This window comes from Cupriavidus pauculus (assembly GCF_022179805.1).
Lineage (GTDB): Bacteria > Pseudomonadota > Gammaproteobacteria > Burkholderiales > Burkholderiaceae > Cupriavidus > Cupriavidus pauculus_E.
On the sequence record NZ_BPUO01000001.1, the window covers coordinates 471,918 to 496,112 of the forward strand.

The 24,195-nt window shown below is 63.8% G+C and carries 25 protein-coding genes and 1 tRNA gene; 7 read left to right on the top strand and 19 right to left on the bottom strand.

Annotation, left to right across the window (positions count from 1 at the left end):
* Nucleotide 1 precedes the first annotated feature (1 nt).
* The 12 genes from nuoE to MFF62_RS02420 form a co-directional block, all read right to left on the bottom strand.
* Nucleotides 2-502, bottom strand: coding sequence for an NADH-quinone oxidoreductase subunit NuoE (gene nuoE / locus MFF62_RS02365; protein ID WP_238260119.1), 501 nt, complete (start codon nucleotides 500-502; stop codon nucleotides 2-4).
* Nucleotides 503-722: 220 nt separating this feature from the next.
* Nucleotides 723-1,976: an NADH-quinone oxidoreductase subunit D gene (locus tag MFF62_RS02370; RefSeq protein WP_238259349.1), complete on the bottom strand. Its 1,254-nt coding sequence runs from the start codon at nucleotides 1,974-1,976 to the stop codon at nucleotides 723-725.
* Nucleotides 1,977-1,986: 10 nt separating this feature from the next.
* Complete coding sequence (locus MFF62_RS02375; RefSeq protein ID WP_238259352.1) at nucleotides 1,987-2,586, bottom strand: NADH-quinone oxidoreductase subunit C; 600 nt, start codon at nucleotides 2,584-2,586, stop codon at nucleotides 1,987-1,989.
* A gap of 1 nt (nucleotide 2,587) precedes the next feature.
* The gene (locus tag MFF62_RS02380) at nucleotides 2,588-3,070 is read right to left on the bottom strand and encodes a NuoB/complex I 20 kDa subunit family protein (protein ID WP_008643342.1); all 483 of its coding nucleotides are present in this window, start codon (nucleotides 3,068-3,070) and stop codon (nucleotides 2,588-2,590) included.
* Nucleotides 3,071-3,076: 6 nt separating this feature from the next.
* On the bottom strand, nucleotides 3,077-3,436 hold the full coding sequence (locus MFF62_RS02385) for an NADH-quinone oxidoreductase subunit A (protein WP_124684872.1): 360 nt from the start codon (nucleotides 3,434-3,436) through the stop codon (nucleotides 3,077-3,079).
* A gap of 172 nt (nucleotides 3,437-3,608) precedes the next feature.
* A tRNA-Leu gene (locus MFF62_RS02390) sits at nucleotides 3,609-3,693 on the bottom strand.
* Nucleotides 3,694-3,902: 209 nt separating this feature from the next.
* Nucleotides 3,903-4,271 carry a preprotein translocase subunit SecG gene (gene secG / locus MFF62_RS02395; protein WP_238259364.1) on the bottom strand — a complete coding sequence of 123 codons (369 nt, stop codon included), beginning with the start codon at nucleotides 4,269-4,271 and terminating at the stop codon, nucleotides 3,903-3,905.
* A 50-nt stretch (nucleotides 4,272-4,321) separates the two neighbouring features.
* On the bottom strand, nucleotides 4,322-5,059 hold the full coding sequence (tpiA, locus tag MFF62_RS02400; RefSeq protein WP_283205300.1) for a triose-phosphate isomerase: 738 nt from the start codon (nucleotides 5,057-5,059) through the stop codon (nucleotides 4,322-4,324).
* A gap of 144 nt (nucleotides 5,060-5,203) precedes the next feature.
* Entirely contained in the window at nucleotides 5,204-6,208 is a 1,005-nt protein-coding gene (locus MFF62_RS02405) for an NAD(P)H-quinone oxidoreductase (protein ID WP_238259366.1), read from the bottom strand.
* 160 nt (nucleotides 6,209-6,368) lie between these two features.
* Complete coding sequence (gene pnp / locus MFF62_RS02410) at nucleotides 6,369-8,537, bottom strand: polyribonucleotide nucleotidyltransferase (RefSeq protein WP_238259369.1); 2,169 nt, start codon at nucleotides 8,535-8,537, stop codon at nucleotides 6,369-6,371.
* 454 nt (nucleotides 8,538-8,991) lie between these two features.
* On the bottom strand, nucleotides 8,992-9,255 hold the full coding sequence (rpsO, locus tag MFF62_RS02415; RefSeq protein WP_238259385.1) for a 30S ribosomal protein S15: 264 nt from the start codon (nucleotides 9,253-9,255) through the stop codon (nucleotides 8,992-8,994).
* Between the two features lie 166 nt (nucleotides 9,256-9,421).
* The gene (locus MFF62_RS02420; RefSeq protein WP_404990556.1) at nucleotides 9,422-10,705 is read right to left on the bottom strand and encodes a branched-chain amino acid ABC transporter substrate-binding protein; all 1,284 of its coding nucleotides are present in this window, start codon (nucleotides 10,703-10,705) and stop codon (nucleotides 9,422-9,424) included.
* A gap of 100 nt (nucleotides 10,706-10,805) precedes the next feature.
* On the opposite strand from MFF62_RS02420, the gene MFF62_RS02425 reads away from it, so the two are divergent.
* Entirely contained in the window at nucleotides 10,806-11,345 is a 540-nt protein-coding gene (locus tag MFF62_RS02425; protein WP_238259387.1) for a hypothetical protein, read from the top strand.
* Between the two features lie 121 nt (nucleotides 11,346-11,466).
* On the opposite strand, the gene MFF62_RS02430 is transcribed toward MFF62_RS02425, so the two are convergent.
* The 7 genes from MFF62_RS02430 to MFF62_RS02460 all read right to left on the bottom strand — a co-directional run bounded on the left by MFF62_RS02430 (nucleotide 11,467) and on the right by MFF62_RS02460 (nucleotide 19,123).
* Nucleotides 11,467-13,008: a 2-isopropylmalate synthase gene (locus MFF62_RS02430; protein WP_238259389.1), complete on the bottom strand. Its 1,542-nt coding sequence runs from the start codon at nucleotides 13,006-13,008 to the stop codon at nucleotides 11,467-11,469.
* 285 nt (nucleotides 13,009-13,293) lie between these two features.
* Nucleotides 13,294-13,797: a peptidoglycan-binding protein LysM gene (gene lysM, locus MFF62_RS02435; RefSeq protein WP_238259392.1), complete on the bottom strand. Its 504-nt coding sequence runs from the start codon at nucleotides 13,795-13,797 to the stop codon at nucleotides 13,294-13,296.
* Between the two features lie 70 nt (nucleotides 13,798-13,867).
* Entirely contained in the window at nucleotides 13,868-14,770 is a 903-nt protein-coding gene (pssA, locus tag MFF62_RS02440; RefSeq protein WP_238259394.1) for a CDP-diacylglycerol--serine O-phosphatidyltransferase, read from the bottom strand.
* Nucleotides 14,771-14,801: 31 nt separating this feature from the next.
* Nucleotides 14,802-15,455, bottom strand: coding sequence for a phosphatidylserine decarboxylase (locus MFF62_RS02445; RefSeq protein ID WP_238259396.1), 654 nt, complete (start codon nucleotides 15,453-15,455; stop codon nucleotides 14,802-14,804).
* Nucleotides 15,456-15,721: 266 nt separating this feature from the next.
* The gene (ilvC, locus tag MFF62_RS02450) at nucleotides 15,722-16,738 is read right to left on the bottom strand and encodes a ketol-acid reductoisomerase (RefSeq protein ID WP_238259398.1); all 1,017 of its coding nucleotides are present in this window, start codon (nucleotides 16,736-16,738) and stop codon (nucleotides 15,722-15,724) included.
* A gap of 130 nt (nucleotides 16,739-16,868) precedes the next feature.
* Nucleotides 16,869-17,360 (bottom strand): acetolactate synthase small subunit, encoded by a 492-nt coding sequence (gene ilvN, locus MFF62_RS02455; protein ID WP_238259407.1) that lies wholly within the window; start codon nucleotides 17,358-17,360, stop codon nucleotides 16,869-16,871.
* The gene (locus MFF62_RS02460) at nucleotides 17,360-19,123 is read right to left on the bottom strand and encodes an acetolactate synthase 3 catalytic subunit (protein WP_238259419.1); all 1,764 of its coding nucleotides are present in this window, start codon (nucleotides 19,121-19,123) and stop codon (nucleotides 17,360-17,362) included. The genes ilvN and MFF62_RS02460 overlap by 1 nt, the downstream gene beginning before the upstream one ends.
* Before the next feature lie 386 nt (nucleotides 19,124-19,509).
* On the opposite strand from MFF62_RS02460, the gene MFF62_RS02465 reads away from it, so the two are divergent.
* From MFF62_RS02465 to MFF62_RS02490, 6 genes are all read left to right on the top strand, one after another.
* A complete protein-coding gene (locus MFF62_RS02465) occupies nucleotides 19,510-20,076 on the top strand; it encodes an RNA polymerase sigma factor (protein ID WP_238259421.1) in 567 nt (188 codons plus the stop codon).
* Nucleotides 20,073-20,513, top strand: coding sequence for a DUF3619 family protein (locus MFF62_RS02470; protein ID WP_238259423.1), 441 nt, complete (start codon nucleotides 20,073-20,075; stop codon nucleotides 20,511-20,513). Before MFF62_RS02465 ends, MFF62_RS02470 begins: the two co-directional genes overlap by 4 nt.
* Before the next feature lie 2 nt (nucleotides 20,514-20,515).
* Nucleotides 20,516-21,328: a DUF3106 domain-containing protein gene (locus tag MFF62_RS02475; protein WP_238259425.1), complete on the top strand. Its 813-nt coding sequence runs from the start codon at nucleotides 20,516-20,518 to the stop codon at nucleotides 21,326-21,328.
* Nucleotides 21,329-21,446: 118 nt separating this feature from the next.
* Nucleotides 21,447-21,986: an RDD family protein gene (locus MFF62_RS02480; protein ID WP_238260125.1), complete on the top strand. Its 540-nt coding sequence runs from the start codon at nucleotides 21,447-21,449 to the stop codon at nucleotides 21,984-21,986.
* Nucleotides 21,983-23,005 (top strand): esterase/lipase family protein, encoded by a 1,023-nt coding sequence (locus MFF62_RS02485; protein WP_238259426.1) that lies wholly within the window; start codon nucleotides 21,983-21,985, stop codon nucleotides 23,003-23,005. The genes MFF62_RS02480 and MFF62_RS02485 overlap by 4 nt, the downstream gene beginning before the upstream one ends.
* Before the next feature lie 108 nt (nucleotides 23,006-23,113).
* Nucleotides 23,114-24,118: a UDP-2,3-diacylglucosamine diphosphatase gene (locus MFF62_RS02490; RefSeq protein WP_238259428.1), complete on the top strand. Its 1,005-nt coding sequence runs from the start codon at nucleotides 23,114-23,116 to the stop codon at nucleotides 24,116-24,118.
* Nucleotides 24,119-24,195: the final 77 nt, after the last annotated feature.

Consider the following 24,195-nt stretch of genomic DNA (forward strand, 5'->3'; position numbering starts at 1 on the left):
GTTACTTGTCCCCCTTGGCGGCGGCTTCGGACTTGAGCTCTTCGACGAGGGCGTCGAGCTTGTCGTCGCTCATGAAGCTGCACATGCGGGTGTTGTTGACGATCATCACCGGTGCGTCGCCGCAAGCGCCCATGCACTCGCCCTCTTTGAGGGTAAAGCAGCCGTCGGCGGTGGTTTCGTTGTAGTCGATCCCGAGCTTGCGCTTCAGGTATTCGCCAGCCCGCTCGCCGCCCGACAGTGCGCACGGCAGGTTGGTGCAGACGGTGAGCTTGTACTTGCCCACCGGCTTGGTGTCATACATGTTGTAGAACGTGGCCACCTCTTCCACCCACACGGGCGGCATTTCCAGGTAGCTGGCGACGAACTGCATGACTTCGGGGGAAACCCAGCCCACCTCGCCCTGTGCCACGGCGAGTGCCGCCATCACGGCCGACTGCTTCTGGTCGGTCGGATACTTCGCGATCGCGCGATCGATTTCCTTGAGAGCTTCTGCTGATAGCATGGTCATTGCAGTAATACGGCGAAGCCCCGCCTTGATGCGTGGCTTCACTGGTTTGCAGCCGTCGCTGCCATGTTCTGCCGGTCCGGAACGCTCCAGCGCATTCCTAACCAATCCGTCGCAGGCAAGAAGCACCTGCCGCCACCGTTACCGCCGGGGCCGGCCGAACACGCCCGGATCGTCGTCCGGGCAACGGCCTGTAACGGGTTACCTGAGGTAACCCTTAGCGGTCGATCTCGCCGAACACGATGTCCTGCGTACCGATGATCGTGACCGCATCCGCAATCATGTGTCCGCGCGCCATTTCGTCCAGCGCGGCCAGGTGGGCATAACCCGGCGCACGGATCTTCAGGCGGTACGGCTTGTTCGCACCGTCCGAGATCGCGTAGATACCGAACTCGCCCTTCGGGTGTTCCACCGCGGCATACGCCTCGCCCGGCGGCACGTGGATGCCTTCCGTGAAGAGCTTGAAATGGTGAATCAGCTCTTCCATGTTCGACTTCATGTTCACGCGCGACGGCGGTGCCACCTTGTGGTTCTCGGTGATCACCGGACCCGGGTTGCGGCGCAGCCAGTCGATACACTGCTTGATGATGCGATTCGACTGGCGCATTTCTTCCACACGCACCAGGTAGCGCGAGTAGCAGTCGCCAGCCGTGCCAACCGGAATGTCGAAGTCGAGCTGGTCGTACACCTCGTACGGCTGCTTCTTGCGCAGGTCCCACTCGATGCCCGAACCACGCAGCATCGGACCGGTGAAACCAAGCTGCAGCGCGCGCTCGGGGCTGACCACGCCGATATCGACAAGACGTTGCTTCCAGATACGGTTATCGGTCAGCAGCGTCTCATATTCATCCACGTACGTCGGAAAACGATTCGTGAAGTCTTCGATGAAGTCCAGCAGCGAGCCCGAACGTGCTTCGTTCATGACCTTGATGGCGCGCTCGTTGTGGATCTTCGACGCACGGTACTGCGGCATCGTGTCCGGCAGGTCGCGATAGACGCCACCCGGACGGTAGTAAGCCGCGTGCATGCGCGCGCCCGACACCGCCTCGTACATGTCGAACATGTCCTCGCGTTCACGGAACGCGTACAGGAACACCGCCATCGCGCCAACGTCCAGTGCGTGGGCGCCGATCCACATCAGGTGGTTCAGCAGGCGGGTGATTTCGTCGAACATCACGCGGATGTACTGGGCGCGGATCGGCACCTCGATGCCGACCATCTTCTCGATCGCCATCACGTACGCGTGTTCGTTGGACATCATCGACACGTAGTCGAGACGATCCATGTAGGGAACGTTCTGGATCCAGCTCTTCTGCTCGGCCAGCTTTTCCGTGGCACGGTGCAGCAGGCCGATGTGGGGGTCGGCACGCTGGATGACTTCGCCGTCCAGCTCCAGCACCAGGCGGAGCACGCCGTGGGCTGCAGGGTGTTGGGGACCGAAGTTGAGGGTGTAGTTCTTGATATCTGCCATGACGCCGTTCTCAGTGCTTCGTGCCGCCGTAGTTATCCTCGCGAATCACGCGCGGCGTGATTTCGCGCGGCTCGATCGTCACCGGCTGGTAGATGACCCGCTTCTGCTCGGGGTCGTAGCGCATTTCCACGTAGCCCGAAACCGGGAAGTCCTTGCGGAACGGATGGCCGACGAAACCGTAGTCGGTCAGGATGCGGCGCAGGTCCGGGTGGCCTTCGAAAACGATGCCATAGAAGTCGAACGCTTCGCGCTCGAACCAGTTCACCGAACTCCAGATGTCGATCAGCGACGGCACCACGGGCAGGTCGTCGTCCGGCGCGAACACGCGCAGGCGCAGACGCCAGTTGTGCTTGACCGACAGCAGATGGGTCACGGCGGCAAAACGCAGGCCGGCCCAGGCGCCTTCGGCATAGTCGGAATAATCCACGCCACAGACGTCGATGGCCTGTTCGAAATGCAGCGACGGGTCGTCGCGCAGCAGGCGTGCAACGTCAAGCGAGTCGGCGGCCTTGACGACCAGCGTCAGTTCGCCAGTGGCCTCGGTCAGGTTCTGCACGCGCTTGCCCAGAACTTTCTCGAGGGCGGCCTTGAGGGTATCGAGGTTCGCCATGTCAGCCCTTGCGCGCGATGGTGTTGGTACGCTTGATCTTGTTCTGCAGTTGGATCACGCCGTAGATCAGCGCTTCCGCCGTCGGCGGGCAGCCCGGAACATAGATGTCGACCGGCACGATGCGGTCGCAGCCACGCACTACCGAATACGAGTAGTGGTAGTAGCCGCCGCCATTCGCGCACGAACCCATCGAGATCACCCAACGCGGTTCCGCCATCTGGTCATAGACCTTGCGCAGCGCGGGGGCCATCTTGTTGCACAGCGTACCGGCCACGATCATCACGTCGGACTGACGCGGCGACGGACGGAAAATCACGCCAAAACGGTCCATGTCATAACGTGCTGCGCCGGCGTGCATCATTTCCACTGCACAGCAGGCCAGACCAAACGTCATGGGCCACAGGGAACCCGTACGGGTCCAGTTGATCAGCTTGTCAGCGGTTGTCGTGACAAAGCCTTCGTTGAGAACGCCTTCGATTGCCATTTCACATCACTCCCAATCGAGCGCGCCCTTTTTCCAGATGTAGACGAAGCCCACGATGAATTCCAGCAGAAACACGCCCATGGCGATGAATCCCGGCCAACCGATGTCCTTGAGGGCAACGCCCCAGGGAAACAGGAAGGCAGTTTCGAGATCGAACAGGATAAAGAGGATGGCGATGAGGTAATAGCGCACGTCGAACTTCATGCGCGCATCCTCGAATGCCTCGAAGCCGCACTCGTACGGCGACAGCTTCGCTGCGTCAGGCTTGTTGGGACCGAGAATCCTGCCAATGGACATCAGCGCTACACCGAGCACGATGCCAAAGAGGATGAAGATGAGGACGGGGAAGTAGGCTTCGAGAGTCAAGGTACGGCCAGCCTTATCTGGAATGTTGTCAACAGCACCAGCTAGCGGCGACCTGTTGCCCACCCCAGGCGCCATCCCGTCATAGCTACGGCGCCGCCTTGCGGACTGCCGGAGAGCCAATGCTGCAGCCCATGCATGACATGGATGCGACATTGACTTCCGATCAATTGTTTGGTGCCGACGGCGAGACTCGAACTCGCACAGCTTTCGCCACTACCCCCTCAAGATAGCGTGTCTACCAATTTCACCACGTCGGCTGGGGGAGAAACAATATTGCCTTGCGCCGGGTTTTTACACCCTACGAAGCGTTGCCTCGGAGATTTCTCCTTTGGCTTTCGCCCCGCGCTGGGGAATCGTTTCAAGCCCTGCATTCTAACGCATGATTCCTGATTTGTTCAATGCACAACTACAAATTAAATCAGGAATCCGCGAACACACTGTTCGATTATTGCGCAGATGCCAAAGCTTACTTCGGTACAGCAGGCGCGGCCGGAGCCGACGCGGCAGCAGCTGCCGGTGCGGATGCTGCCGGCGCCGAAGCCGATGCTGCCTGGGGTTGCTGGGCTGCGCCCATGACACCCAGCGAAGCCTGCGGCTTGTAGTTGCCCAGCAACGTCAGGCCCAGCGTGCAAGCGAAGAACAGCGCCGCCAGAACAGCCGTGGTGCGCGAGAGAAAGTTCGCCGAGCCCGAGGCACCGAACAGGCTGCCCGATGCACCGGACCCGAACGCGGCGCCAACGTCGGCACCTTTGCCATGCTGCAGCAGGACGAGGCCGATCACGCCAAGCGCGGACAGAACCTGCACGACGACCAACAGAGTCTTGAAAATTGCCATTTGGTTAAATTCGTTTCGTACTTGCCTGATCAGACAGTCGCATCCGGCATTCAGGCGTTGCCGATCGCGAGGAAATCATCCGCCTTCAGCGAGGCGCCGCCAATGAGCCCCCCGTCGATGTCGGACATGGAAAACAGTTCGGCCGCATTGTCGGGCTTCACGCTGCCGCCGTACAGGATGGCCATGCGTTGGGCCACATCCGCATTCTTGCCGGCCACTTGCACGCGCAGCGCGGCGTGCACGGCCTGGGCCTGCTCGCTCGTAGCCGTCTTGCCGGTACCGATGGCCCACACGGGCTCATAGGCCAGAACAATTCGATCAAGCTGCTCGATAGACAGCGCGTCGAGCACAGCTTGCAACTGGCGACCCACCACGGCTTCGGTCTGACCAGCCTCACGTTCGGCCAGCGTCTCGCCGACGCAGACCACGGGGACCAGGCCCGACTCCAGCGCGCGCAGCGCCTTGGCGGCCACCGTCGCGTCGGTTTCAGCGTGGTACGTACGGCGCTCCGAATGCCCGACCAGCACATAGGCACAGCCGAATTCGGCCAGCATCGGGGCAGCGACTTCGCCGGTGAATGCACCCTTGACCTCGGCCGAGGTGTCCTGGGCGCCCCACGCCACCTGGGTTCCGGTGAGCAGCGACTGGCACTGGGCAAGATAGGGGAACGGTGCGCAAACAGCCAGTTTTGCCTTGGCCGGCGCTGCCTTGATGCCTTCCAGCAGGGCCGCGTTGGCGGCAAGGCTGCCATGCATCTTCCAATTGCCGATGACCAGCTTTTGTCTCACAAGGGTCCCCTCTTTAAATCAAACCGGCTATTGTAGCGTGGTCAAGGGGGTGCCGCCAGCGCGTGGCGGACAATTGCAGACGTCCAGTGGTCATCGGCCCACAATTGCGCGGGTGATGGCGCAACCGCAACCGAGCGAACCAAATTACCAGGTCAGCACGATCTTGCCGGTGTGCTCGCTCGATTCCATCAGACGATGGGCATCGGCGGCCTGGGCGGCCGGGAACACCTTGTAGATCACCGGCTTGATCTTGCCCGACGCCAGCAGCGGCCAGACGTTCTGATGCAACGCCTGCGCAATCGCGCCCTTGAACGATGCCGGACGCGGACGCAGCGTCGACCCCGTGATCGTGATACGGCGGCGCAGGATGTCGCCCAGCGGAATCTCGGCCTTGCCGCCGCCCAGCAGCGCGATGATGACGATGCGGCCATCATCGGCAATGCACGACAGCTCGCGCGCCAGGTAAGAGCCGGCCACCATGTCGAGAATCACGTCGACGCCCTTGCCTTCCGTCAGCGCCTTCACTTCGGCCGCGAAATCCTGCGTCTTGTAGTTGATTGCACGATCGGCGCCCAGCTCCTCGCACGCCTTGCATTTGTCGTCGCTGCCGGCGGTGACGAACACCTTGAAGCCCATGGCCTTGGCGATCTGGATGGCCGTGGTACCGATGCCGCTCGAGCCGCCCTGGATCAGCAGCGTTTCCGCCGCGCCGCGCGGGCCCTTGCCAAGCCGGCCACGGTCGAACACATTGCTCCACACCGTGAAGAAGGTCTCGGGCAGCGCCGCTGCCTCGATATCGCTCAGGCCTTCCGGCACCGGCAGGCATTGCTCGATCGGTGCCGTGCACAGCTCGGCGTAACCGCCGCCCTGCACCAGCGCGCAAACCCGGTCGCCGGCCTTCAGGCCAAAGCGGTTCGCCGGATTCGACAGGTCACCACCCACGACCACGCCCGCCACTTCCAGGCCCGGCAGGTCCGACGCGCCCGGCGGCACCGGATAGTTGCCGGTTCGCTGGAACACGTCGGGACGGTTGATGCCGGCCGCTGCCACGCGAATCAGGATCTCTCCAGCCTTGGGCTCCGGATCGGGACGCTGGGTTTCCTGCAGGACTTCAGGGCCGCCGTATTCACGGATTTCGATGGCTTTCATGATCGCTCCTCATCAATGTCGTATTGCATCGCGCGGCACTCATCCGCACGATCGCAGGGGGGTCGCAGTAAAGACTGACGGGCAGTGTAAACAAAAAAGCGGCTGGACATCGCCAGCCGCTTTTTCGGGTACTGCAGGTATGACTATGCGTCGCTACAGCTTATTGCTGTTGCTCCGGCGAAGCCGGCGCTGCCGGCGCATCGCCTTGCTGGACGATCGGGCTGATGCTGCCGCCCTCTTCGGCCAGTGCGGCCTTCAGCGACAGACGCAGACGACCCTTCTCGTCGGCCTGGATCAGCTTCACGCGCACGTGCTGGCCTTCCTTTAGCCAGTCCTTGATGTCCTTGACGCGCTCGTTGACGATCTCGGAGATATGCAGCAGACCGTCCTTGCCCGGCAGGATGTTCACGATGGCACCGAAGTCCAGCAGCTTCAGCACGGTACCAGCGTAGATCTTGCCCACTTCGGCTTCGGCGGTGATGCCTTCGATGCGGCGCTTGGCTTCAGCCATGCCGTCGGTCGACGTCGACGCGATGGTGATCGTGCCGTCTTCCTGGATGTCGATGGTCGTGCCGGTTTCCTTGGTCAGGGCCTGGATGGTCGAACCACCCTTGCCGATGACTTCGCGAATCTTGTCCGGATGGATCTTCATCGTGATCATGCGCGGTGCGTGTTCCGACAGCTCGGTACGCGCATGGCCCATCGCTTCCTGCATCTTGCCCAGGATGTGCATGCGGCCGTCACGGGCTTGCGCCAGTGCCACCTGCATGATTTCCTTGGTGATGCCCTGCACCTTGATGTCCATCTGCAGTGCCGTGATACCTGCATCGGTACCAGCCACCTTGAAGTCCATGTCGCCCAGGTGATCTTCGTCGCCCAGGATGTCGGTCAGCACGGCAAACTTGTTGCCTTCCAGGATCAGGCCCATGGCCACGCCGGCCACATGCGCCTTGACCGGAACGCCGGCGTCCATCAGTGCCAGGCAGCCGCCGCAGACCGAAGCCATCGACGACGAACCGTTCGACTCGGTGATTTCCGAGACCAGGCGGATCGTGTAGGCGAATTCGTCTTCCTTCGGCAGCACCGGAATCAGCGCGCGCTTGGCCAGACGGCCGTGACCGATTTCACGACGCTTCGGGCTACCCACGCGGCCGGTTTCGCCGGTGGCGAACGGAGGCATGTTGTAGTGAAGCATGAAGCGGTCGCGGTATTCACCGGCCAGCGCGTCGATGATCTGCTCGTCGCTCTTGGTGCCCAGCGTGGCCACTGCCAGCGCCTGGGTTTCACCACGCGTGAACAGCGACGAACCGTGGGCGCGCGGCAGCACCGACGAACGGATTTCGATCGGGCGCACGGTGCGCGTGTCGCGGCCGTCGATACGCGGCTCGCCGGCCAGGATCTGGCCACGCACGATCTTGGCTTCCAGGTCGAACAGGACGTTGCCCACTTCCACCTTGTCGGCTTCCACGCCGGCTTCGGCCAGCTTGGCCTGCACGGTTGCGTAGACTTCCTTGAGCTTGGCGCTACGGGCCGACTTCTGGCGCAGCTGGTAGGTTTCCTGCAGCAGCGGCAGAGCGATCTCGCTGACCTTGGTGATCAGCGCTTCGTTCTTGGCAGTCGGTGCCCAGTCCCACTCAGCCTTGCCGCCTTCGCGCACCAGGTCATGAATCGCGTTGACCGCGACTTGCATCTGCTCGTGGCCGTACACAACGGCGCCCAGCATCACGTCTTCCGACAGCTGCTTGGCTTCCGATTCCACCATCAGCACGGCGCGCTCGGTACCGGCAACCACGAGGTCCAGTTCCGAAGCGGCGATCTGCGAACGGGTCGGGTTCAGCAGGTACTGGCCGTCCTTGTAGCCGACGCGCGCGGCGCCCACCGGGCCATTGAACGGAATGCCCGACACGGCCAGCGCGGCCGACGAAGCGATCAGGGCCGGGATGTCGGCCGGCACTTCCGGGTTGATCGACAGCACGTGGATCACCACCTGCACATCGTTGTAGAAGCCTTCCGGGAACAGCGGACGCAGCGGACGGTCGATCAGGCGCGAGGTCAGCGTCTCGTTTTCCGACGGACGGCCTTCACGCTTGAAGAAGCCACCCGGGATCTTGCCGGCGGCGTAGGTCTTTTCGATGTAGTCGACGGTCAGCGGGAAGAAGTCCTGGCCCGCCTTCGGGCTCTTGGCTGCCACCACGGTGGCCAGCACCACGGTGTCTTCCACGTCGACGATCACGGCGCCCGAAGCTTGGCGGGCGATTTCGCCGGTTTCCATGCGGACCGTGTGCTGGCCCCACTGGAATTCCTTGACGATCTTGTTGAACATGGTCATGAGCGTTCCTTGAATCATGCTTGCCTGCCGTAAACAGTTACGGCGGGCCGACGCCTGCGCTCGCAGCGGCAGGCGAACTGCCGGAATTGTCCCGGTCCGCAGTCTCAGGGAAGTGCTATGCCATTCCATCGCGCCACCGTCGAAACAGCTGGTGACGATGCACGTACGCGATGGAATGACACAAAACCCCGTTTCCTTGGCCGGCTCCGGTGTCTCAGAGCTACAGAAAGAGCGAGGTAACTTACTCCGTCGCACAGCATGGCGCAACGGCGTACGGGCAAATTCGCCCGAAATTATAGTGAAACAAACATCACATCAACGCTTGGCCCGGCGGGAATCCTCCGGACCAGAAAAGCAAAATGCCTGCCCCAGCAGTGCTGGCGCAGGCATTACGGCCTCACGAGAAATCGTGCGAGTACAACGCTTGCAGGATTCGTGCTGCCATCCGCAGACCTTACTTACGCAGGCCCAGGGCTTCGATCAGGGCGCGGTAACGGTCGGCGTCGTTGGCCTTGAGGTAGTCCAGCAGACGACGACGACGGCTCACCATGCGCAGCAGACCGCGGCGGCTGTGGTGGTCCTTCATGTTGGCCTTGAAGTGCGGGGTCAGTTCGTTGATACGGGTGGTCAGCAGAGCGACCTGGACTTCGGGGCTACCCGTGTCGTTGGCACCGCGGGCGAACTTCTGGATGACTTCGGACTTGTTGGCAATTGCCATGATGTTTTCCTTTCACTTGCGACCGCCGCAGCACGGGATGTGCCACCTGCGTCGTGCCTTGCATTTCACTTGGCATCTGCCCCCCGCAGCCAGATGGCTCACGGACGACAGCCGCGCATTATAGCCGAATTCCGCCCCGTGGCGAAGCCCGGCCCCGCACCGGCCGTCAGTTGCGTGCCGGGCGCTCCATCCTGCACGTGGTGGGCAGCGTGGTCTGGGCGGTCTTGAGCTTCTTCACGGTCCGGAAGCCGTAGCCGGAACCCTCGTTGTCGAAGCGCACCTCACCGCCCTGCCGGGCCATCATCGACACGTAGAGCGGCTGCAGCACCTGGTGGTCGTCGGCGCGCACGGTGGCCTCATGGAAGCCGTTCGTGAAGCGCATGTTCTCCAGGGCGTAGGCCACCGCCACGGCGTCGGTGGAACCCGCCTGCTCGATCGCGCGCACCAGCATCTCCACCATCATCTGCATGCGCAGGTGCACGTAATCGTCACGCGGATCGGGGTAGCGCGTGCGGAACGCCTGGTAGAACGCATCGGAGGCAGCGCCGCCCACATTCGGATGCCATTCCGCCACCGCCAGGACGCGACCCACGCCAGCATCGCCCATCGCCGCCGGCGCGCCCAGGCCGTTGCCATAGAACGTGTAGAAACGCGCCTTGAGCCCGCCCTCGCGCGCCGCCTTGACCATCAGCGTCAGGTCGTTGCCCCAGTTGCCGGTGATCACCGCATCGGCGCCGCTGGCCTTGATCTTGGCGATATACGGCGCGAAATCCTTGATCTTGCCGATCGGGTGGAACTCGTCGCCGACGACCTGGATATCGGGCCGCTTGGTGGCCAGCATCTCGCGCGCCGAACGGGCCACCTGGTGACCGAAGCTGTAGTCCTGGTCGATCAGGTAGACCTTGCGCACCGCGTGCTCGCTGCGGATGGCCTCGGTCAGCGCCTGCATCCGCATGTCGGCACTGGCGTCGAAGCGGAAATGCCAGAAACTGCAATTCTCGTTGGTCAGGGTGGGGTCGACGGCCGAATAGTTCAGGAACAGCACGCGTGCGTCGGGCTGCCGCTGGTTCTGGCGATTGATGGCCGCCACGAGCGCACTCGCCACGGCCGAGCTGTTGCCCTGCAGGACGAACGGAATTCGCTTGTCGACCAGCCCGCGAAACTGGATCAGGCTCTCATCGACATTGCCCTTGCTGTCGAACGTCACCAGTTCCAGCGGGCGGGCGCCGTCCGGCAGCTTCACGCCGCCGCGCGCATTGACGCGCTCGACCGCGATCCGCAGGTTGCGCACCACGGCCTCGCCGGCATTGGCAAACGGCCCGGACAGCCCGTCGATCATGCCCAGCCGGATCGGCGCGCCCGACGGCTGCTGCGCCATCGCGGTGGTGGCTGCGCAGCACAGTGCCACGGCAAGCCAGCGCCGCAGCCCATTCACTCGGATACTGCCCATCTACACTCCAGATTCCCCTGCAAAGCCGCGATGGTACACACATTGCAGCCGTGCCCGCTACACTACGACTACCGCACTTTTTTGCAACAGATCAATGAACATGACGCAACACTCCAGAGGTACGCGGCACTGGATCGTCGCGGTAGCGCTGGCAGCCAGCACCCTGGCCGGCTGCGGAGCGCTGGGCCCTGCCCTGGCGCCGGTCAACACCGGGCTCAAGCTGGTAGGCCAGCCGCAATCCGCGGTCGAGGCGACGTTCGGCAAGCCCACCGACGTGTACCGGCTCGACGACGGCACCACGCGCTGGTTTTATTCAAAGCAGCCGCTAGGCGAATATTCCTACGCAGCGGATTTCGACCGCGACGGCAAGCTGACGAATTTCCGCCAGATGCTGACCACCACCGAGTTGTACAAGGCGCAGGTCAACGTCTGGACCAAGAAGGACGTGCTGGAGCATTTTGGCGCGCCGCGCGAACCGATCGAGTACTACTCGCGGCTGAAGCAGGAAGCGTGGAGCTACCGCTTCCTGCATGAGGACCAGTGGTACTCGATGTTCAACTTCATGTTCGACGATGCTGGCGTGCTGCGTCGCACGCTGATCACCCCCGACCCGCTGCGCGAACGGCCGGACCCGCGCTGAGCGGCGCCACAACGACAAACCGCCCGGCCATGCGGGGTACGCAACGAGCCGGGCGGTCCATGACGGCTGGGGCCTTGTGAGCCCCCGCCATCGCATTCGCAGGAATCAGGTCAGGTAAAGGTCAGATCTGCGGATTGATCTTCTGCACAGCCTTGTCGTGCAGCTTGTTCAGTGCGGCCAGGTAGGCCTTGGCCGATGCCGCCACGATGTCCGGGTCGGTGCCCACGCCGTTGACGATGCGGCCAGCCCTGGAAAGGCGCACCGTCACTTCGCCCTGGGCCTGCGTGCCGGCCGTGATCGCGTTCACCGAATACAGCACCAGCTCGGCACCGCTGTTCACGCGACCCTCGATGGCGTGCAGCGTGGCATCCACGGGGCCATTGCCCTCTGCCTCGCCGGTGTGCTCGGCACCGTCGATGTTGAACACCACGCGCGCATGCGGACGCTCGCCGGTTTCCGAACGCTGCGACAGCGACACGAAACGATAGTGCTCGTTGGCGTGTTCCTGCTCTTCGTCGGAGACGATGGCCATGATGTCTTCGTCGAAGATCTCGGCCTTCTGGTCGGCCAGTTCCTTGAAGCGGGTGAACGCGGCGTTGACTTCGGCTTCGCTCTCCAGCTCGATTCCCAGCTCTTGCAGGCGCTGCTTGAACGCGTTGCGGCCCGAAAGCTTGCCGAGCACGATCTTGTTCGCGGTCCAGCCCACATCTTCCGCACGCATGATTTCGTACGTGTCACGCGCCTTGAGCACGCCGTCCTGGTGAATGCCGGAAGCGTGGGCGAATGCGTTGGCACCCACCACTGCCTTGTTCGGCTGCACCACGAAACCGGTCACCTGCGACACGAGCTTCGAGGCCGGCACGATCTGCGTGGTGTCGATGCCGACATCCATGTTGAAGTAGTCGCGGCGCGTCTTCACGGCCATCACCACTTCTTCCAGGCTCGTGTTGCCGGCGCGCTCGCCCAGGCCGTTGATCGTGCATTCGATCTGGCGGGCGCCACCGAGCTTCACGGCGGCCAGCGAATTGGCCACGGCCATGCCCAGGTCGTTATGGCAGTGCACGGACCACACGGCCTTGTCCGAATTCGGAATGCGCTCGCGCACCGAACGGATCAGTTCCGCATAGCCTTCCGGCACGGCATAGCCGACGGTGTCGGGCAGGTTGATGGTGGTAGCGCCTTCGGCGATCACGCCTTCGAGCACGCGGCACAGGAAGTCCATGTCCGAGCGGCTGCCGTCTTCGGGCGAGAACTCGATGTCGTCGGTGAACTGGCGAGCAAAGCGCACGGACAGACGGGCCTGTTCATAGACCTGGTCCGGCGTCATGCGGAGCTTCTTCTCCATGTGCAGCGCCGACGTGGCGATGAACGTGTGGATACGGAACGAGTTGGCGGGCTTCAGCGCCTCGGCGGCACGGGCGATGTCCTTGTCGTTGGCGCGGGCCAGCGAGCAGATCGTCGAGTCCTTGACCACCTGGGCAATCGAGCGGATCGCCTCGAAATCGCCATTGGAGCTGGCCGCAAAGCCGGCCTCGATCACATCGACCTTCAGGCGCTCGAGCTGACGTGCAATGCGGATCTTCTCCTCGCGGGTCATCGACGCACCGGGCGATTGCTCGCCGTCGCGCAAGGTGGTGTCGAAAATGATGAGTTTGTCAGACATTTTGTGGAGCTCCTGGGCTGTACTTATGTGCTGGTCCGCCGTCCCGCTTTTCACGACACCGGGCATTCGGATCGAAATGCAAAACGCCCCGGCGTGCATGAATGCAGGCCGGGGCGTTTAAAAAATCCTGGTGATTTCCGCGCCAGGGCGGTAACCGATTCCCTTAGCGCGCGCGCGTCCCGACCTGATGGCCTAGTAGGCCACCTAGGGTGGTGCGAGCGATTAGGGTCTGGCGCGAAATCATGTCGGCGACTATAGCCGGTTTGCCGCAGGTGCGCAACCGGGTTATTTCGGAGGAATGCGCAGCTTCTGGCCCGGATAGATCTTGTCCGGGTGCGTCAGCATCGGCTTGTTGGCCTCGAAGATCTTGTTGTACTCGGCACCGTTGCCGTAGGCCGCCTGGGAAATGGCCCAGAGCGTATCGCCCTTCACCACGGTGTGCCATTGCGACTCGGCCGTCTCCACATTGACCGACATCTTGTCCTCGACCGAATCCACGCCCTGCACGTTGCCGCAGCACAGGATGATCTTCTCGCGCGTAGCCTGGTCCGGCGCCACGCCAAACACGGTGACCTTACCCTGCGAGCCGTCCACGGTCACGGTCAGCCCGGTGGCGGACAACCCCATCTGCGCGATATACGCCTCGATCGCGTCCCCGGCCGCCCGGTTGGCCGCATCGGCATTTGCCGCCGCGGCCGGATCGGCGCCAGCGGGTGCCGGTGCCGCCTGGGCCTGGCCCTTGCCGAACAGTTTTTCTCCCGCTTCCTTGATGAAGTCGAACATGCCCATGACATTCTCCTTGAGGTTGTGGAACGAAAAAACAAAGGGCGCCCACGAGCGCCCTTTCTTGAAGATCCGGTCAGTTGCCGTTTCCGGAACCGTTGCCGCCAGCCGGCCGCGACTTGCCAGCCCCGCCGGGATGACCGTGCAGCGCACGCCAGGCCCACAGCAGGTAGCCGGAGATCGCGTAGGCCACGAACAGGCCAAACAACGCCACCGGCGGATCGGACGACACGATCACGAACAGCACCAGAACCAGCACCATCATGCCGAACGGTACGCGGTAACGCACATCGAGCGCCTTGCCGCTGTAGAACGGTGCATTCGACACCATCGACAGGCCTGCATAGAGCGTGATCGCAAAGGCCACCCACGGCATCCACAGCTCCTTGACCGGCAGCTTGTTGTCGATGGCCAGCCACACGAAGCCGGCCACCAGCGCCGCCGCCGCCGGGCTGGGCAGCCCCTGGAAGAAGCGCTTGTCGACCACGCCGATATTGGCGTTGAAGCGCGCCAGGCGCAGGGCCGCGCAGGTGCAGTAGACGAATGCCGCGATCCAGCCCCACTTGCCCAGGTCGTGCAGGATCCACTCGTACATCACCAGCGCCGGCGCCACGCCGAACGACGTCATGTCCGACAGCGAATCGTACTGCTCGCCGAAAGCACTCTGCGTATTGGTGATGCGCGCCACGCGGCCGTCCATGCCGTCGAGCACCATGGCCGCGAAGATGGCGATGGCGGCCACGTCGAAACGCATGTTCATGGCCTGCACGATCGCGAAGAAGCCCGCGAACAGTGCCGCCGTGGTGAAGGCGTTGGGCAGCAGATAGATGCCGCGCCGGCGCGGCCGCACGTACTCGATGTCGTGCTCGTCGGCTTCGTCGTAGGCGGCGTCGTTGCGCAGCTGGTTATGGCGGAACGGTCGCAGGTGCGTCACGTTTCCGCTGCCTGCGCGCTTGTTACGTCGGTTGAAGGCACCCATGCCTGGTCTCCTGTCGCTGACCGGTCCGGCCTCAGGCCTGGACGTCCAGCTCGGCGAGCACGGTCGCCGAAGCCGACACCTTTTCGCCGATCGTCACACGCGGACGGGCATCCACGGGCAGGTACACGTCGACACGCGAGCCAAAACGGATGAAGCCATAGCGCTGGCCGCGCGACAGCGTGTCGCCCACCTTGGTGTAGCACAGGATACGTCGTGCCACCAGTCCGGCCACCTGCACCAGCGTCACCAATTGGCCGTCCGAGGCACGGCGCACCACCACTGCATTGCGCTCGTTTTCCAGCGATGCCTTGTCCAGGTCGGCGTTGACGAACTTGCCCGGGAAGTATTCGAGCTTCTCGACCTTGCCGTCCACCGATGCACGGTTCGAATGCACGTTGAACACGTTCATGAACACGCTGATCTTCAGGGCCTCACGGCCGGCGTACGGGTCCTGGGTCTTCTCGACCACCACGATGCGGCCGTCAGCGGGCGCCAGGATGGCGTTGGGGGCCGACGGAATCGGTCGCGGCGGGTCCCGGAAGAACTGCAGCACGAAAACGGTGATGATCCACAGCGGCAACGCCCACCAGAAACCCGCGCTGACATGAACCAGCAGCGAGATGATGAAAGCGCCGGCCAGGAACGGCCAGCCTTCACGGGCGATCAGCGGATGAGGATAGTTCATGCAAGCGATGTTCTGTTGGTCGCATCAGGTTCTACAAACCCGCGGTCAAATCCGCCGCCTTTTGGGGCAAACGGGCCTGTCGATGCGAAATATAAGAAAAAATCAGGCCTGCGCCTGAAAAAGTCCGACAAGGATAACAAAAAGCCGCCCAGTCTCCGCCGAAATGTCTTATCTAATCGATGAGACCGGCGGCCGACTGGGCGGCTGCGGCACTGCAAGGCACCCGGCCGCTTACGGCCAGGCGCCCTGCTCCTGCCCGATACTGCTTAGTTCTTCGACTGGTCGACCAGCTTGTTCTTGGCGATCCACGGCATCATCGCGCGCAGCTTCGCACCCACTTCTTCGATCTGGTGCTCGGCCGTCAGGCGGCGGCGCGAGATCAGCGTCGGAGCGCCGGCCTTGTTTTCCAGCAGGAAGCTCTTGGCGTACTCACCGGTCTGGATGTCGGTCAGGCACTGCTTCATGGCCTTCTTGGTCTCTTCCGTCACGACGCGCGGGCCGGTAACGTATTCGCCATATTCGGCGTTGTTCGAGATCGAGTAGTTCATGTTGGCGATGCCGCCTTCGTAGATCAGGTCCACGATCAGCTTCAGCTCGTGCAGGCACTCGAAGTAGGCCATTTCCGGAGCGTAGCCGGCTTCCACCAGCGTCTCGAAGCCAGCCTTGATCAGCTCGACGGTACCGCCGCACAGCACGGCCTGTTCGCCGAACAGGTCGGTTTCGGTTTCTTCGCGGAAGTTCGTCTCGATGATGCCGGCACGGCCGCCGCCGTTGGCGGTGGCGTACGACAGAGCGATGTCACGGGCGGCGCCGGACTTGTTCTGGTGCACGGCGATCAGGTGCGGCACGCCGCCACCTTGCGAGTACGTCGAACGCACCGTGTGGCCCGGGGCCTTCGGGGCGATCATGATCACGTCCAGGTCGGCACGCGGGATCACGGCACCGTAGTGCACGTTGAAGCCGTGGGCGAAGGCCAGCGCGGCGCCTTCCTTGATGTTGGCGTGCACTTCGTTCTTGTACACGTCAGCGATCTGCTCGTCCGGCAGCAGGATCATGACCACGTCGGCGCCCTTCACTGCCTCGGCCACTTCCTTGACCTGCAGGCCGGCGTTGACGGCCTTGTTCCACGACGCGCCGCTCTTGCGCAGGCCGACCGTCACATTGACGCCCGATTCCTTCAGGTTCAGCGCGTGGGCATGGCCTTGCGAGCCGTAGCCGATGATGGTGACGTTCTTGCCCTTGATGAGGGAGAGGTCGGCGTCCTTGTCGTAAAACACTTTCATGATGGTTCCTTCAATTTCTCAAATCTTGGTATTGGGGTGGCGACGCGACGTCTACTGATCTGGAGTTCGTCGCGCCGCTTCGGGATACTGCTGTCGGCTTGTGGCCGTGCTCTGTTGCCGGGGGCGCCGGTCAGACCTTCAGGATGCGCTCGCCACGGCCGATGCCGGAGCCGCCCGTGCGGACGGTTTCCAGAATCGCAGTGCGGTCGATGGCATCGAGGAACGCATCCAGCTTGCCGCCGTTGCCGGTCAGTTCGATGGTGTACGTCTTTTCGGTCACATCGATGATGCGGCCACGGAAGATGTCGGCGGTGCGCTTCATTTCCTCGCGCTCCTTGCCCACGGCACGCACCTTCACGAGCATCAGCTCGCGCTCGATGTGCGCGCCTTCGGTCAGGTCCACCACCTTGACCACCTCCACCAGGCGGTTCAGGTGCTTCGTGATCTGTTCGATCACGTCATCCGAACCCGAGGTGACGATCGTCATCCGCGACAGCGACGCGTCTTCGGTGGGCGCCACCGTCAACGTCTCGATGTTGTATCCACGGGCCGAGAACAGGCCCACCACGCGCGACAGCGCGCCCGGTTCGTTTTCCAGCAGGACCGAGATGATGTGTCGCATTACAGGTCCTCCGCGCCGAGCAGCATTTCGGAAATGCCCTTGCCGCTCTGGACCATCGGCCACACGTTTTCCGTGGGATCGGTCTGGAAGTCCAGGAACACGGTGCGGTCCTTCAGGCGGAACGCCTCGCGCAGCGCCGGCTCGACGTCGGACGTCTTCTCGATGCGCATGCCCACGTGGCCATACGACTCCGCCAGCTTCACGAAGTCGGGCAGCGCCTGCATGTAGGAATGCGAGTAACGGTTGTCGTACTCGATTTCCTGCCACTGGCGCACCATGCCCAGGTAGCCGTTGTTGAGCGAGCAGATCTTCACCGGGGTGTCGTACTGCAGGCAGGTCGACAGTTCCTGGATGCACATCTGGATCGAGCCTTCACCGGTGATGGTGACGACTTCCTTGTCCGGGAATGCCTTCTTGATGCCCATTGCGTACGGCAGGCCCACGCCCATCGTGCCCAGGCCGCCGGAGTTGATCCAGCGGCGCGGCTCGTTGAACTTGTAGAACTGCGCAGCCCACATCTGATGCTGGCCGACGTCGGAACAGATGAACGCGTCGCCCTTGGTCAGTTCCCAGATCTTTTCCACCACGTACTGCGGCTTGATGATCTCGGAATTGCGGTCGTACTTGAGGCAGTCCACCGAACGCCATTGCTCGATTTGGTCCCACCACTTGGCCAGTGCCTCGCGGCGCGGCTTGACGTCGCTGGCCTTGATTTGGGCGATCAGTTCCTGCAGCACGTCCTTGACGTTGCCGACGATGGGAATATCCACCTTGACGCGCTTCGAGATCGACGACGGGTCGATGTCGATATGGATGATCTTGCGCGCCTGGGCCGTGAAGTGAGCCGGGTTGCCGATCACGCGGTCGTCGAAACGCGCGCCGATGGCGATCAGCACGTCGCAGTTCTGCATGGCCATATTGGCTTCATACGTGCCGTGCATGCCGAGCATGCCGACGAACTGCTTGTGCGTGCCCGGGAACGCGCCCAGGCCCATCAGCGTGTTGGTGACCGGATGACCCGTCAGCGCCGCCAGTTCGCGCAGCTCTTCGCTGGCGTTGGCAAGCACCACGCCGCCGCCCGTGTAGATGTACGGACGCTCGGCGCCCTGCAGCAGCGCCACGGCCTTGCGGATCTGACCCGAGTGACCCTTGTTCACCGGGTTGTACGACCGCATGTCGACGGCTTTCGGGTACTCGAACTTGCAGGCGTTGCGCGACACGTCCTTCGGGATATCGACCACCACGGGGCCCGGACGACCGGTTGCCGCGATGAAGAATGCCTTCTTGATCGTCGCAGCCAGGTCGCGCACGTCCTTCACGAGGAAGTTGTGCTTGACGATAGGCCGCGTGATGCCGACGGTGTCGCATTCCTGGAACGCATCCTGGCCAATGGCGTGGGTCGGCACGTTGCCGGTGATCACCACCATCGGGATCGAATCCAGGTAGGCGGTGGCGATGCCGGTCACGGCATTGGTCACGCCGGGGCCCGAAGTCACCAGTGCGACACCAACCTTGCCGGTCGCGCGGGCATAGCCGTCAGCGGCATGCACGGCGGCCTGCTCGTGGCGCACCAGGATGTGTTCGAATTTCTTTTGCTTGTGGAGCTCGTCGTAGATATAGAGCACTGCGCCGCCGGGGTAACCCCAAACGTATTCGACGCCTTCTTCGGCAAGTGCGTTGACGAGGATTTCCGCTCCGATCATTTCGCGAGCGGAGGATGAATTGCTATCTGCGTGGGAGAATTCCGCGCTGGGCATGTTCATTTCTGTCCTTTGCAATTTTCGGCAAAAAATTGTTTGGATGCTCTCTGCCGGGCTTGTGGCTCGGGTTCAAGCGGTGCGCGTCTGCATGAAAAGACCGCCTTATAAGCGGTCTGATGAGACAACCACTGATGTCGTGAACCGTCGATGATACTGCAATGCACCAGCGCGGTAAATGCGTCGCGGGAACTTTTTGCACGGATGCACCGAACCGGCGCACGCGCGCGACAACCGCGCCTTGCATGGCCGGGACAGCATGTCTGCACTTGCATACAGGAGTGGCGAAAGGCGGCTGTTCTTTGCTAGGATCGCAGTCATTTCCGGGGTGCCACAGGACGAGTCCAGCACATTCGGCCTGACCCGACCGTCCAACTGCTGTTTTCGCCTGCATGGCTACCGACAAGGAACTTTCAGACTTTCTCGCCAGCGTCGAACGCCGCGCCTTCAAGCAGGCCGTGTTCGCCGTCCGGGACGATGAAGCAGCACTGGATATCGTGCAGGACGCCATGATCAAACTGGCGGAAAAGTACGGTGACAAGGGCGCCAACGAACTGCCGCCCCTGTTTCAGCGCATCCTTCAGAACACCATCCACGACTGGTTCCGCCGCCAGAAGGTACGCAATACCTGGGTCACGCTGTTCTCGAACCTGCGTGACGAGCGCGACGGCGACGACAGCGACCTGCTGGACACCCTGGAGGCCCAGGCCGGCACCGAACTGGCGGAAAGCAGCGCCGACAAGGTCGAGCGGGCACAGGTCATGCAGATCATCGAACAGGAAATCCAGCGGCTGCCGACGCGTCAACGCGAGGCTTTCCTGATGCGTTACTGGGAGGATATGGACGTAGCCGAAACCGCAGCCGTGATGGGCTGCTCGGAAGGCAGCGTCAAGACGCACTGTTCCCGTGCCACGCATACGCTGGCGCAAGCCTTGCGTGCCCGGGGGGTCCGACTATGAGCAGAAACGAACGAGATATCCAGGAACGGCGCTTTGCCCATGACATCCGCGTGGCACTCGATGCCTCGGCGGAGGCACTGCCACGGGACATTTCCGAGCGGCTCGCCGCCGCACGGCGCATTGCGCTGGCCGCGAAGAAAGCCGAAGCGCCCGCTCACGTCCCGCACTTCGCGCTGCCGGGCGCGCCGCATGGCTACGCCTTCGACGACGAAGACGACACGCCGCTGCACCGCGCCGGTGCGTGGCTGCGCAAGCTCGCCCTGGTGTGGACGCTGGTGGCACTGGGTGCCGGCCTGATGGGCATCTACCACTGGCAGCAGCAGAAGCGCGTGGAAGAGCTTGCCGACGTGGACGCCGCGATGCTGCTCGACGACCTGCCGCCCACGGCCTACGCCGACCAGGGCTTCCATGTATTCCTGAAGCGCGACGACCAATAACGATGGCGCGCGAAACTTCCCGCAACGACGCACTCCGTCGCCGGCTTGCCGCAATCTGCGCAGCCGGAGCGACGCTAGCCGCACTTTCGATCGAGATTACGATGCCCTCGGCGCATGCCCAGGGCCCGCACGCCCAGCCGGCCAGCCAGGCTGCGGCGCGCCCGGTCATCAATGCGCACCCGACGTGGGGCGAACTGTCGGCCACGCATCGTCAGATTCTGGCGCCGCTGCAGCCGCTTTGGGACACCATCCCGGAACTGAACCGGCGCAAGTGGCAGCGCATTGCCGATCTGTACCCGAAGCTCAAGCCCGAGGAACAGCAGCGCCTGCAGGAGCGGATGGCCGAGTGGGTCAGGATGACACCGCAGGAGCGTCGCCTCGCACGCGAGAACTACCAGATCACACGCCAGTTGCCGGCCGAGAAGAAGGCCGAGGCATGGGATCGCTACCAACAGCTGCCCGAGGAACAGAAGAAGAAGCTGGCGGCCGCCGAGAAGGTGCCTCGCCGCCCCGGCGCGGTCAGCGCCCTGCCCTCCGGCAAGCGGCAACCTGCCGATACCAGCAGCCAGATTCATCATCACCCGAAGTCCCCGGCCAGCGCGCCCGAGGCAGCGCCGGCTTCCACGCCCGCCGCGCAAGCGGTGGCGGGAACCGCAGCGGGAGCAGCGGCTTCGGCGCCGGTGGCGCCCGCGCCCGGCGCTACGCCGCCGGCAGCCGCCGTACCGGTCGGCGCTGCGTCGGCCCCCACGCTGTCGCCGCCAGTGTCGGGCGAAGCCGCCACCGACTTCAACCAGTCCGAACCGCAGCGCCCGTAGTCGCATACGCCTGACTTGCCGCATCCGCCGGCATCGGGCGCCCGGGCACGCCAAGGCCACCGATGCGCGGTTTGGCATAATGGCCGCCAATCCGATCCGTCTCGATCCGTCCCGCGCCATGCCCGCCGCCACGCCAGCCGCCCCGATCCAGTCTCCAGCCACCACGCCACGCACGCCTACGCTGCGCCGCCGTCTGCTTTGCATGCTCTACGAAGGCGTCCTGCTGTTTGGGGTGCTGATGGCCGCCAGCGCCATCGTCGTCGTGGCACGTCCACTGCTGCAGCACATCGGCATCTACCGGCCCTATGTCGACCAGGTGTGGATGTTCCTCGTGCTTGGCGTCTATTTCTCATGGTTCTGGCAGCGCAACGGCCAGACACTGGCCATGCAGACCTGGCGCATCCGCGTTGAGAACACGGCCGGCCAGCCTCCTGGCTGGCTGCAGTCGCTGCTGCGCTACGTGCTGGCGTGGCTGTGGCTGCCGCCGGCTGCCGCGGTGGGCCACGCCTTGGGGCTCACGCTGTGGCCGTTCGTCGGCGTGCTGACCGTGGGTCTGCTCACGTGGATCTCGCTGGCGTGGCTCGACCCGCGCCGGCAATTCCTGCATGACCGCCTGGCCGGCACCCGCCTGACCGACCTGCGTCCGCCCCAGCCATGAGCCTGACGGCCGCCGCCCTGCGCCGCGCCGCCGTGGTCGTGCAGGCAACGGCGGCAAGCGCGCTGGCCGCCTGGCTGGCCCTGTCCCATGGATGGCCATGGATGGCTGCGCTCGGCGCCGCCATCGTTGCCGTGCTGCTTGGCTTTGGCATCAGCGTGGCGATTTCATTTGGTGCCACGCTCACCGGCTTCGGCATTCCGCGCCGCGACCGCCCGGCATTGCCGGCGACGAGTCCAGCACGGCAACCGCTAGGTATCGCCGCCGCGCTGCACGGCTACGTGGCCGAATGCCGCGCCGTCTTTCGCATGTTCAACTGGCTCCAGCCGTTTCGCTCGCGCCTGACCTTCGCGCAGCCGCCCCAACCGCTGGACGATGCGCCAACTGTGCTGCTGGTGCACGGCTACGGCTGCAACCACGCCATCTGGCTCGACATGGCGCCCGCGCTGGCCGCGGCCGGGTATCGCTGCGAAGGCATCGACCTGGAGCCCGTGCTGGGCGACATCGACGACTATGCGCCGCAACTGCTGGCACGCATGCAGGACATCCGCGCCCGCACGGGCCGGCCGCCGCTGCTGGTCGGCCACAGCATGGGCGGACTGGCCGCGCGCGCGGCGCAAGTACTGGCGGCGCGCACAGGCGACGACGCGCCATGCGCGGGCATCGTCACGCTGGGCAGTCCGCACCATGGCTGCGCGCTGGCGTGCTTTGGCGGCGGCCACAATGCGCGGCAGATGCGCTGGCAGAGCCCGTGGCTGCGCGCACTCGCCGCAGCCGAGACGCCGCCGATGCGCGCCCGCATCGTCTCGGTCTTCAGTTGGCACGACTCGATCGCCGGTCCGCCGGGCACGTCGCTGCTGGAGGGCGCCCAGCATATCGGGCTCGACGGCATCGGGCATGTCTCGCTGCTGCGCGACCGCCGCGCCGTGCAGGCCACGCTCGCCGCGCTGCAATCGTTGCGGCAACCCGACGCCGCGCCCGCCCCGGCCGCCACCAGCGTCACCACTCCCGCGCATCACTAGTCACTGGCCGGCCTACGGTCCGCAAGCTTCATGTGACATTCATGTTTCCGTCACGGCTCCGTCATGCGGCGCTGGCCCAATGCAGCCATCGCCGATACCGGGGCCGCCATGGTTCAAGCCATCCGATCTGCACGTGTCAGTTTGTCGAAGGTTGCGCAACGCCTGCGCGGCCGGCCTGACGCGGCGCTCTCCATGACAGCCGCCTTCGCGGCGTTCATGCCACCGCAAGCCGATCTGAGTCCCACGCACTCTGCGCACCCCGCTCCACCGCGCGACACCCCTGCTTCCGGCAACCACGCCGCCACCTCCGGCGAGCCGCCCGCGCAACGCTACCGGGCCATCTGGCTGTCCGATATCCATCTGGGCACGCCCGGCTGCCAGGCCACCTACCTGCTCGATTTCCTCAAGCACAACGACTCCGACGTGCTGTACCTGGTGGGCGACATCATCGACGGCTGGCAGTTGCGCCGTGGCTGGTACTGGCCGCAAAGCCACAATGACGTGGTGCAGAAGCTGCTGCGCAAGGCACGCAAGGGCACCGAGGTCATCTACATCCCCGGCAATCACGACGAAGGTGCGCGCCAGTTCGATGGCCTGGCCTTCGGCGACGTCAGCGTGCGCGAGGACGCCGTGCACGTGACGGCCACCGGCAAGCGCCTCTGGGTAGTGCACGGCGACCTGTTCGACGGCGTGGTGCAGCATGCCAAATGGCTGGCCTACCTGGGCGATTCGCTCTACACGATGATCCTGGCGCTGAACCGCCACTTCAATCGCGCCCGCGCGCGGCTGGGGTTCGACTACTGGTCGCTGTCGCAGTACCTGAAGCACCAGGTCAAGAACGCCGTGAGCTACATCAACTCGTTCGAGCACGCCATGGTCGACGAGGCCCGCCGCCGGGGCTGCGACGGCGTGGTCTGCGGCCACATCCACAAGGCCGAGATCCGCGAAGTGGACGGCCAGCTCTACTGCAACGATGGCGACTGGGTGGAAAGCCTCTCGGCGCTCGTGGAGACCATGGAAGGCGAACTGAAGATCGTCTACTGGACCACGCTGCTCGATCCGCCCGAGGCCACCACCCGGCGCCGCCGCCGCACCACCGAGATCGCCGCCTGAGCTCCACCAGGCCACTCTGCGGGCGACGCCGAACCCGCCGTCGCCCCTGACCTGCCGCATCCGTGCGGCGCCAGCCA

What these genes read in the sequence shown, in the direction of transcription:
- MFF62_RS02465 (WP_238259421.1), top strand. Translation starts at nt 19,510, where the DNA reads ATGGCTACCGACAAGGAACTTTCAGACTTTCTCGCCAGCGTCGAACGC.
- MFF62_RS02485 (WP_238259426.1), top strand. Translation starts at nt 21,983, where the DNA reads ATGAGCCTGACGGCCGCCGCCCTGCGCCGCGCCGCCGTGGTCGTGCAG.
- ilvC (WP_238259398.1), bottom strand. Translation starts at nt 16,738, where the DNA reads ATGAAAGTGTTTTACGACAAGGACGCCGACCTCTCCCTCATCAAGGGC.
- MFF62_RS02405 (WP_238259366.1), bottom strand. Translation starts at nt 6,208, where the DNA reads ATGAAAGCCATCGAAATCCGTGAATACGGCGGCCCTGAAGTCCTGCAG.
- MFF62_RS02475 (WP_238259425.1), top strand. Translation starts at nt 20,516, where the DNA reads ATGGCGCGCGAAACTTCCCGCAACGACGCACTCCGTCGCCGGCTTGCC.
- ilvN (WP_238259407.1), bottom strand. Translation starts at nt 17,360, where the DNA reads ATGCGACACATCATCTCGGTCCTGCTGGAAAACGAACCGGGCGCGCTG.
- MFF62_RS02430 (WP_238259389.1), bottom strand. Translation starts at nt 13,008, where the DNA reads ATGTCTGACAAACTCATCATTTTCGACACCACCTTGCGCGACGGCGAG.
- nuoE (WP_238260119.1), bottom strand. Translation starts at nt 502, where the DNA reads ATGCTATCAGCAGAAGCTCTCAAGGAAATCGATCGCGCGATCGCGAAG.
- MFF62_RS02370 (WP_238259349.1), bottom strand. Translation starts at nt 1,976, where the DNA reads ATGGCAGATATCAAGAACTACACCCTCAACTTCGGTCCCCAACACCCT.
- rpsO (WP_238259385.1), bottom strand. Translation starts at nt 9,255, where the DNA reads ATGGCAATTGCCAACAAGTCCGAAGTCATCCAGAAGTTCGCCCGCGGT.
- pnp (WP_238259369.1), bottom strand. Translation starts at nt 8,537, where the DNA reads ATGACCATGTTCAACAAGATCGTCAAGGAATTCCAGTGGGGCCAGCAC.
- pssA (WP_238259394.1), bottom strand. Translation starts at nt 14,770, where the DNA reads ATGGGTGCCTTCAACCGACGTAACAAGCGCGCAGGCAGCGGAAACGTG.
- MFF62_RS02470 (WP_238259423.1), top strand. Translation starts at nt 20,073, where the DNA reads ATGAGCAGAAACGAACGAGATATCCAGGAACGGCGCTTTGCCCATGAC.
- MFF62_RS02420 (WP_404990556.1), bottom strand. Translation starts at nt 10,705, where the DNA reads ATGGGCAGTATCCGAGTGAATGGGCTGCGGCGCTGGCTTGCCGTGGCA.
- lysM (WP_238259392.1), bottom strand. Translation starts at nt 13,797, where the DNA reads ATGGGCATGTTCGACTTCATCAAGGAAGCGGGAGAAAAACTGTTCGGC.
- MFF62_RS02375 (WP_238259352.1), bottom strand. Translation starts at nt 2,586, where the DNA reads ATGGCGAACCTCGATACCCTCAAGGCCGCCCTCGAGAAAGTTCTGGGC.
- secG (WP_238259364.1), bottom strand. Translation starts at nt 4,271, where the DNA reads ATGGCAATTTTCAAGACTCTGTTGGTCGTCGTGCAGGTTCTGTCCGCG.
- MFF62_RS02480 (WP_238260125.1), top strand. Translation starts at nt 21,447, where the DNA reads ATGCCCGCCGCCACGCCAGCCGCCCCGATCCAGTCTCCAGCCACCACG.
- MFF62_RS02425 (WP_238259387.1), top strand. Translation starts at nt 10,806, where the DNA reads ATGACGCAACACTCCAGAGGTACGCGGCACTGGATCGTCGCGGTAGCG.
- MFF62_RS02445 (WP_238259396.1), bottom strand. Translation starts at nt 15,455, where the DNA reads ATGAACTATCCTCATCCGCTGATCGCCCGTGAAGGCTGGCCGTTCCTG.
- MFF62_RS02490 (WP_238259428.1), top strand. Translation starts at nt 23,114, where the DNA reads ATGGTTCAAGCCATCCGATCTGCACGTGTCAGTTTGTCGAAGGTTGCG.
- MFF62_RS02380 (WP_008643342.1), bottom strand. Translation starts at nt 3,070, where the DNA reads ATGGCAATCGAAGGCGTTCTCAACGAAGGCTTTGTCACGACAACCGCT.
- MFF62_RS02460 (WP_238259419.1), bottom strand. Translation starts at nt 19,123, where the DNA reads ATGAACATGCCCAGCGCGGAATTCTCCCACGCAGATAGCAATTCATCC.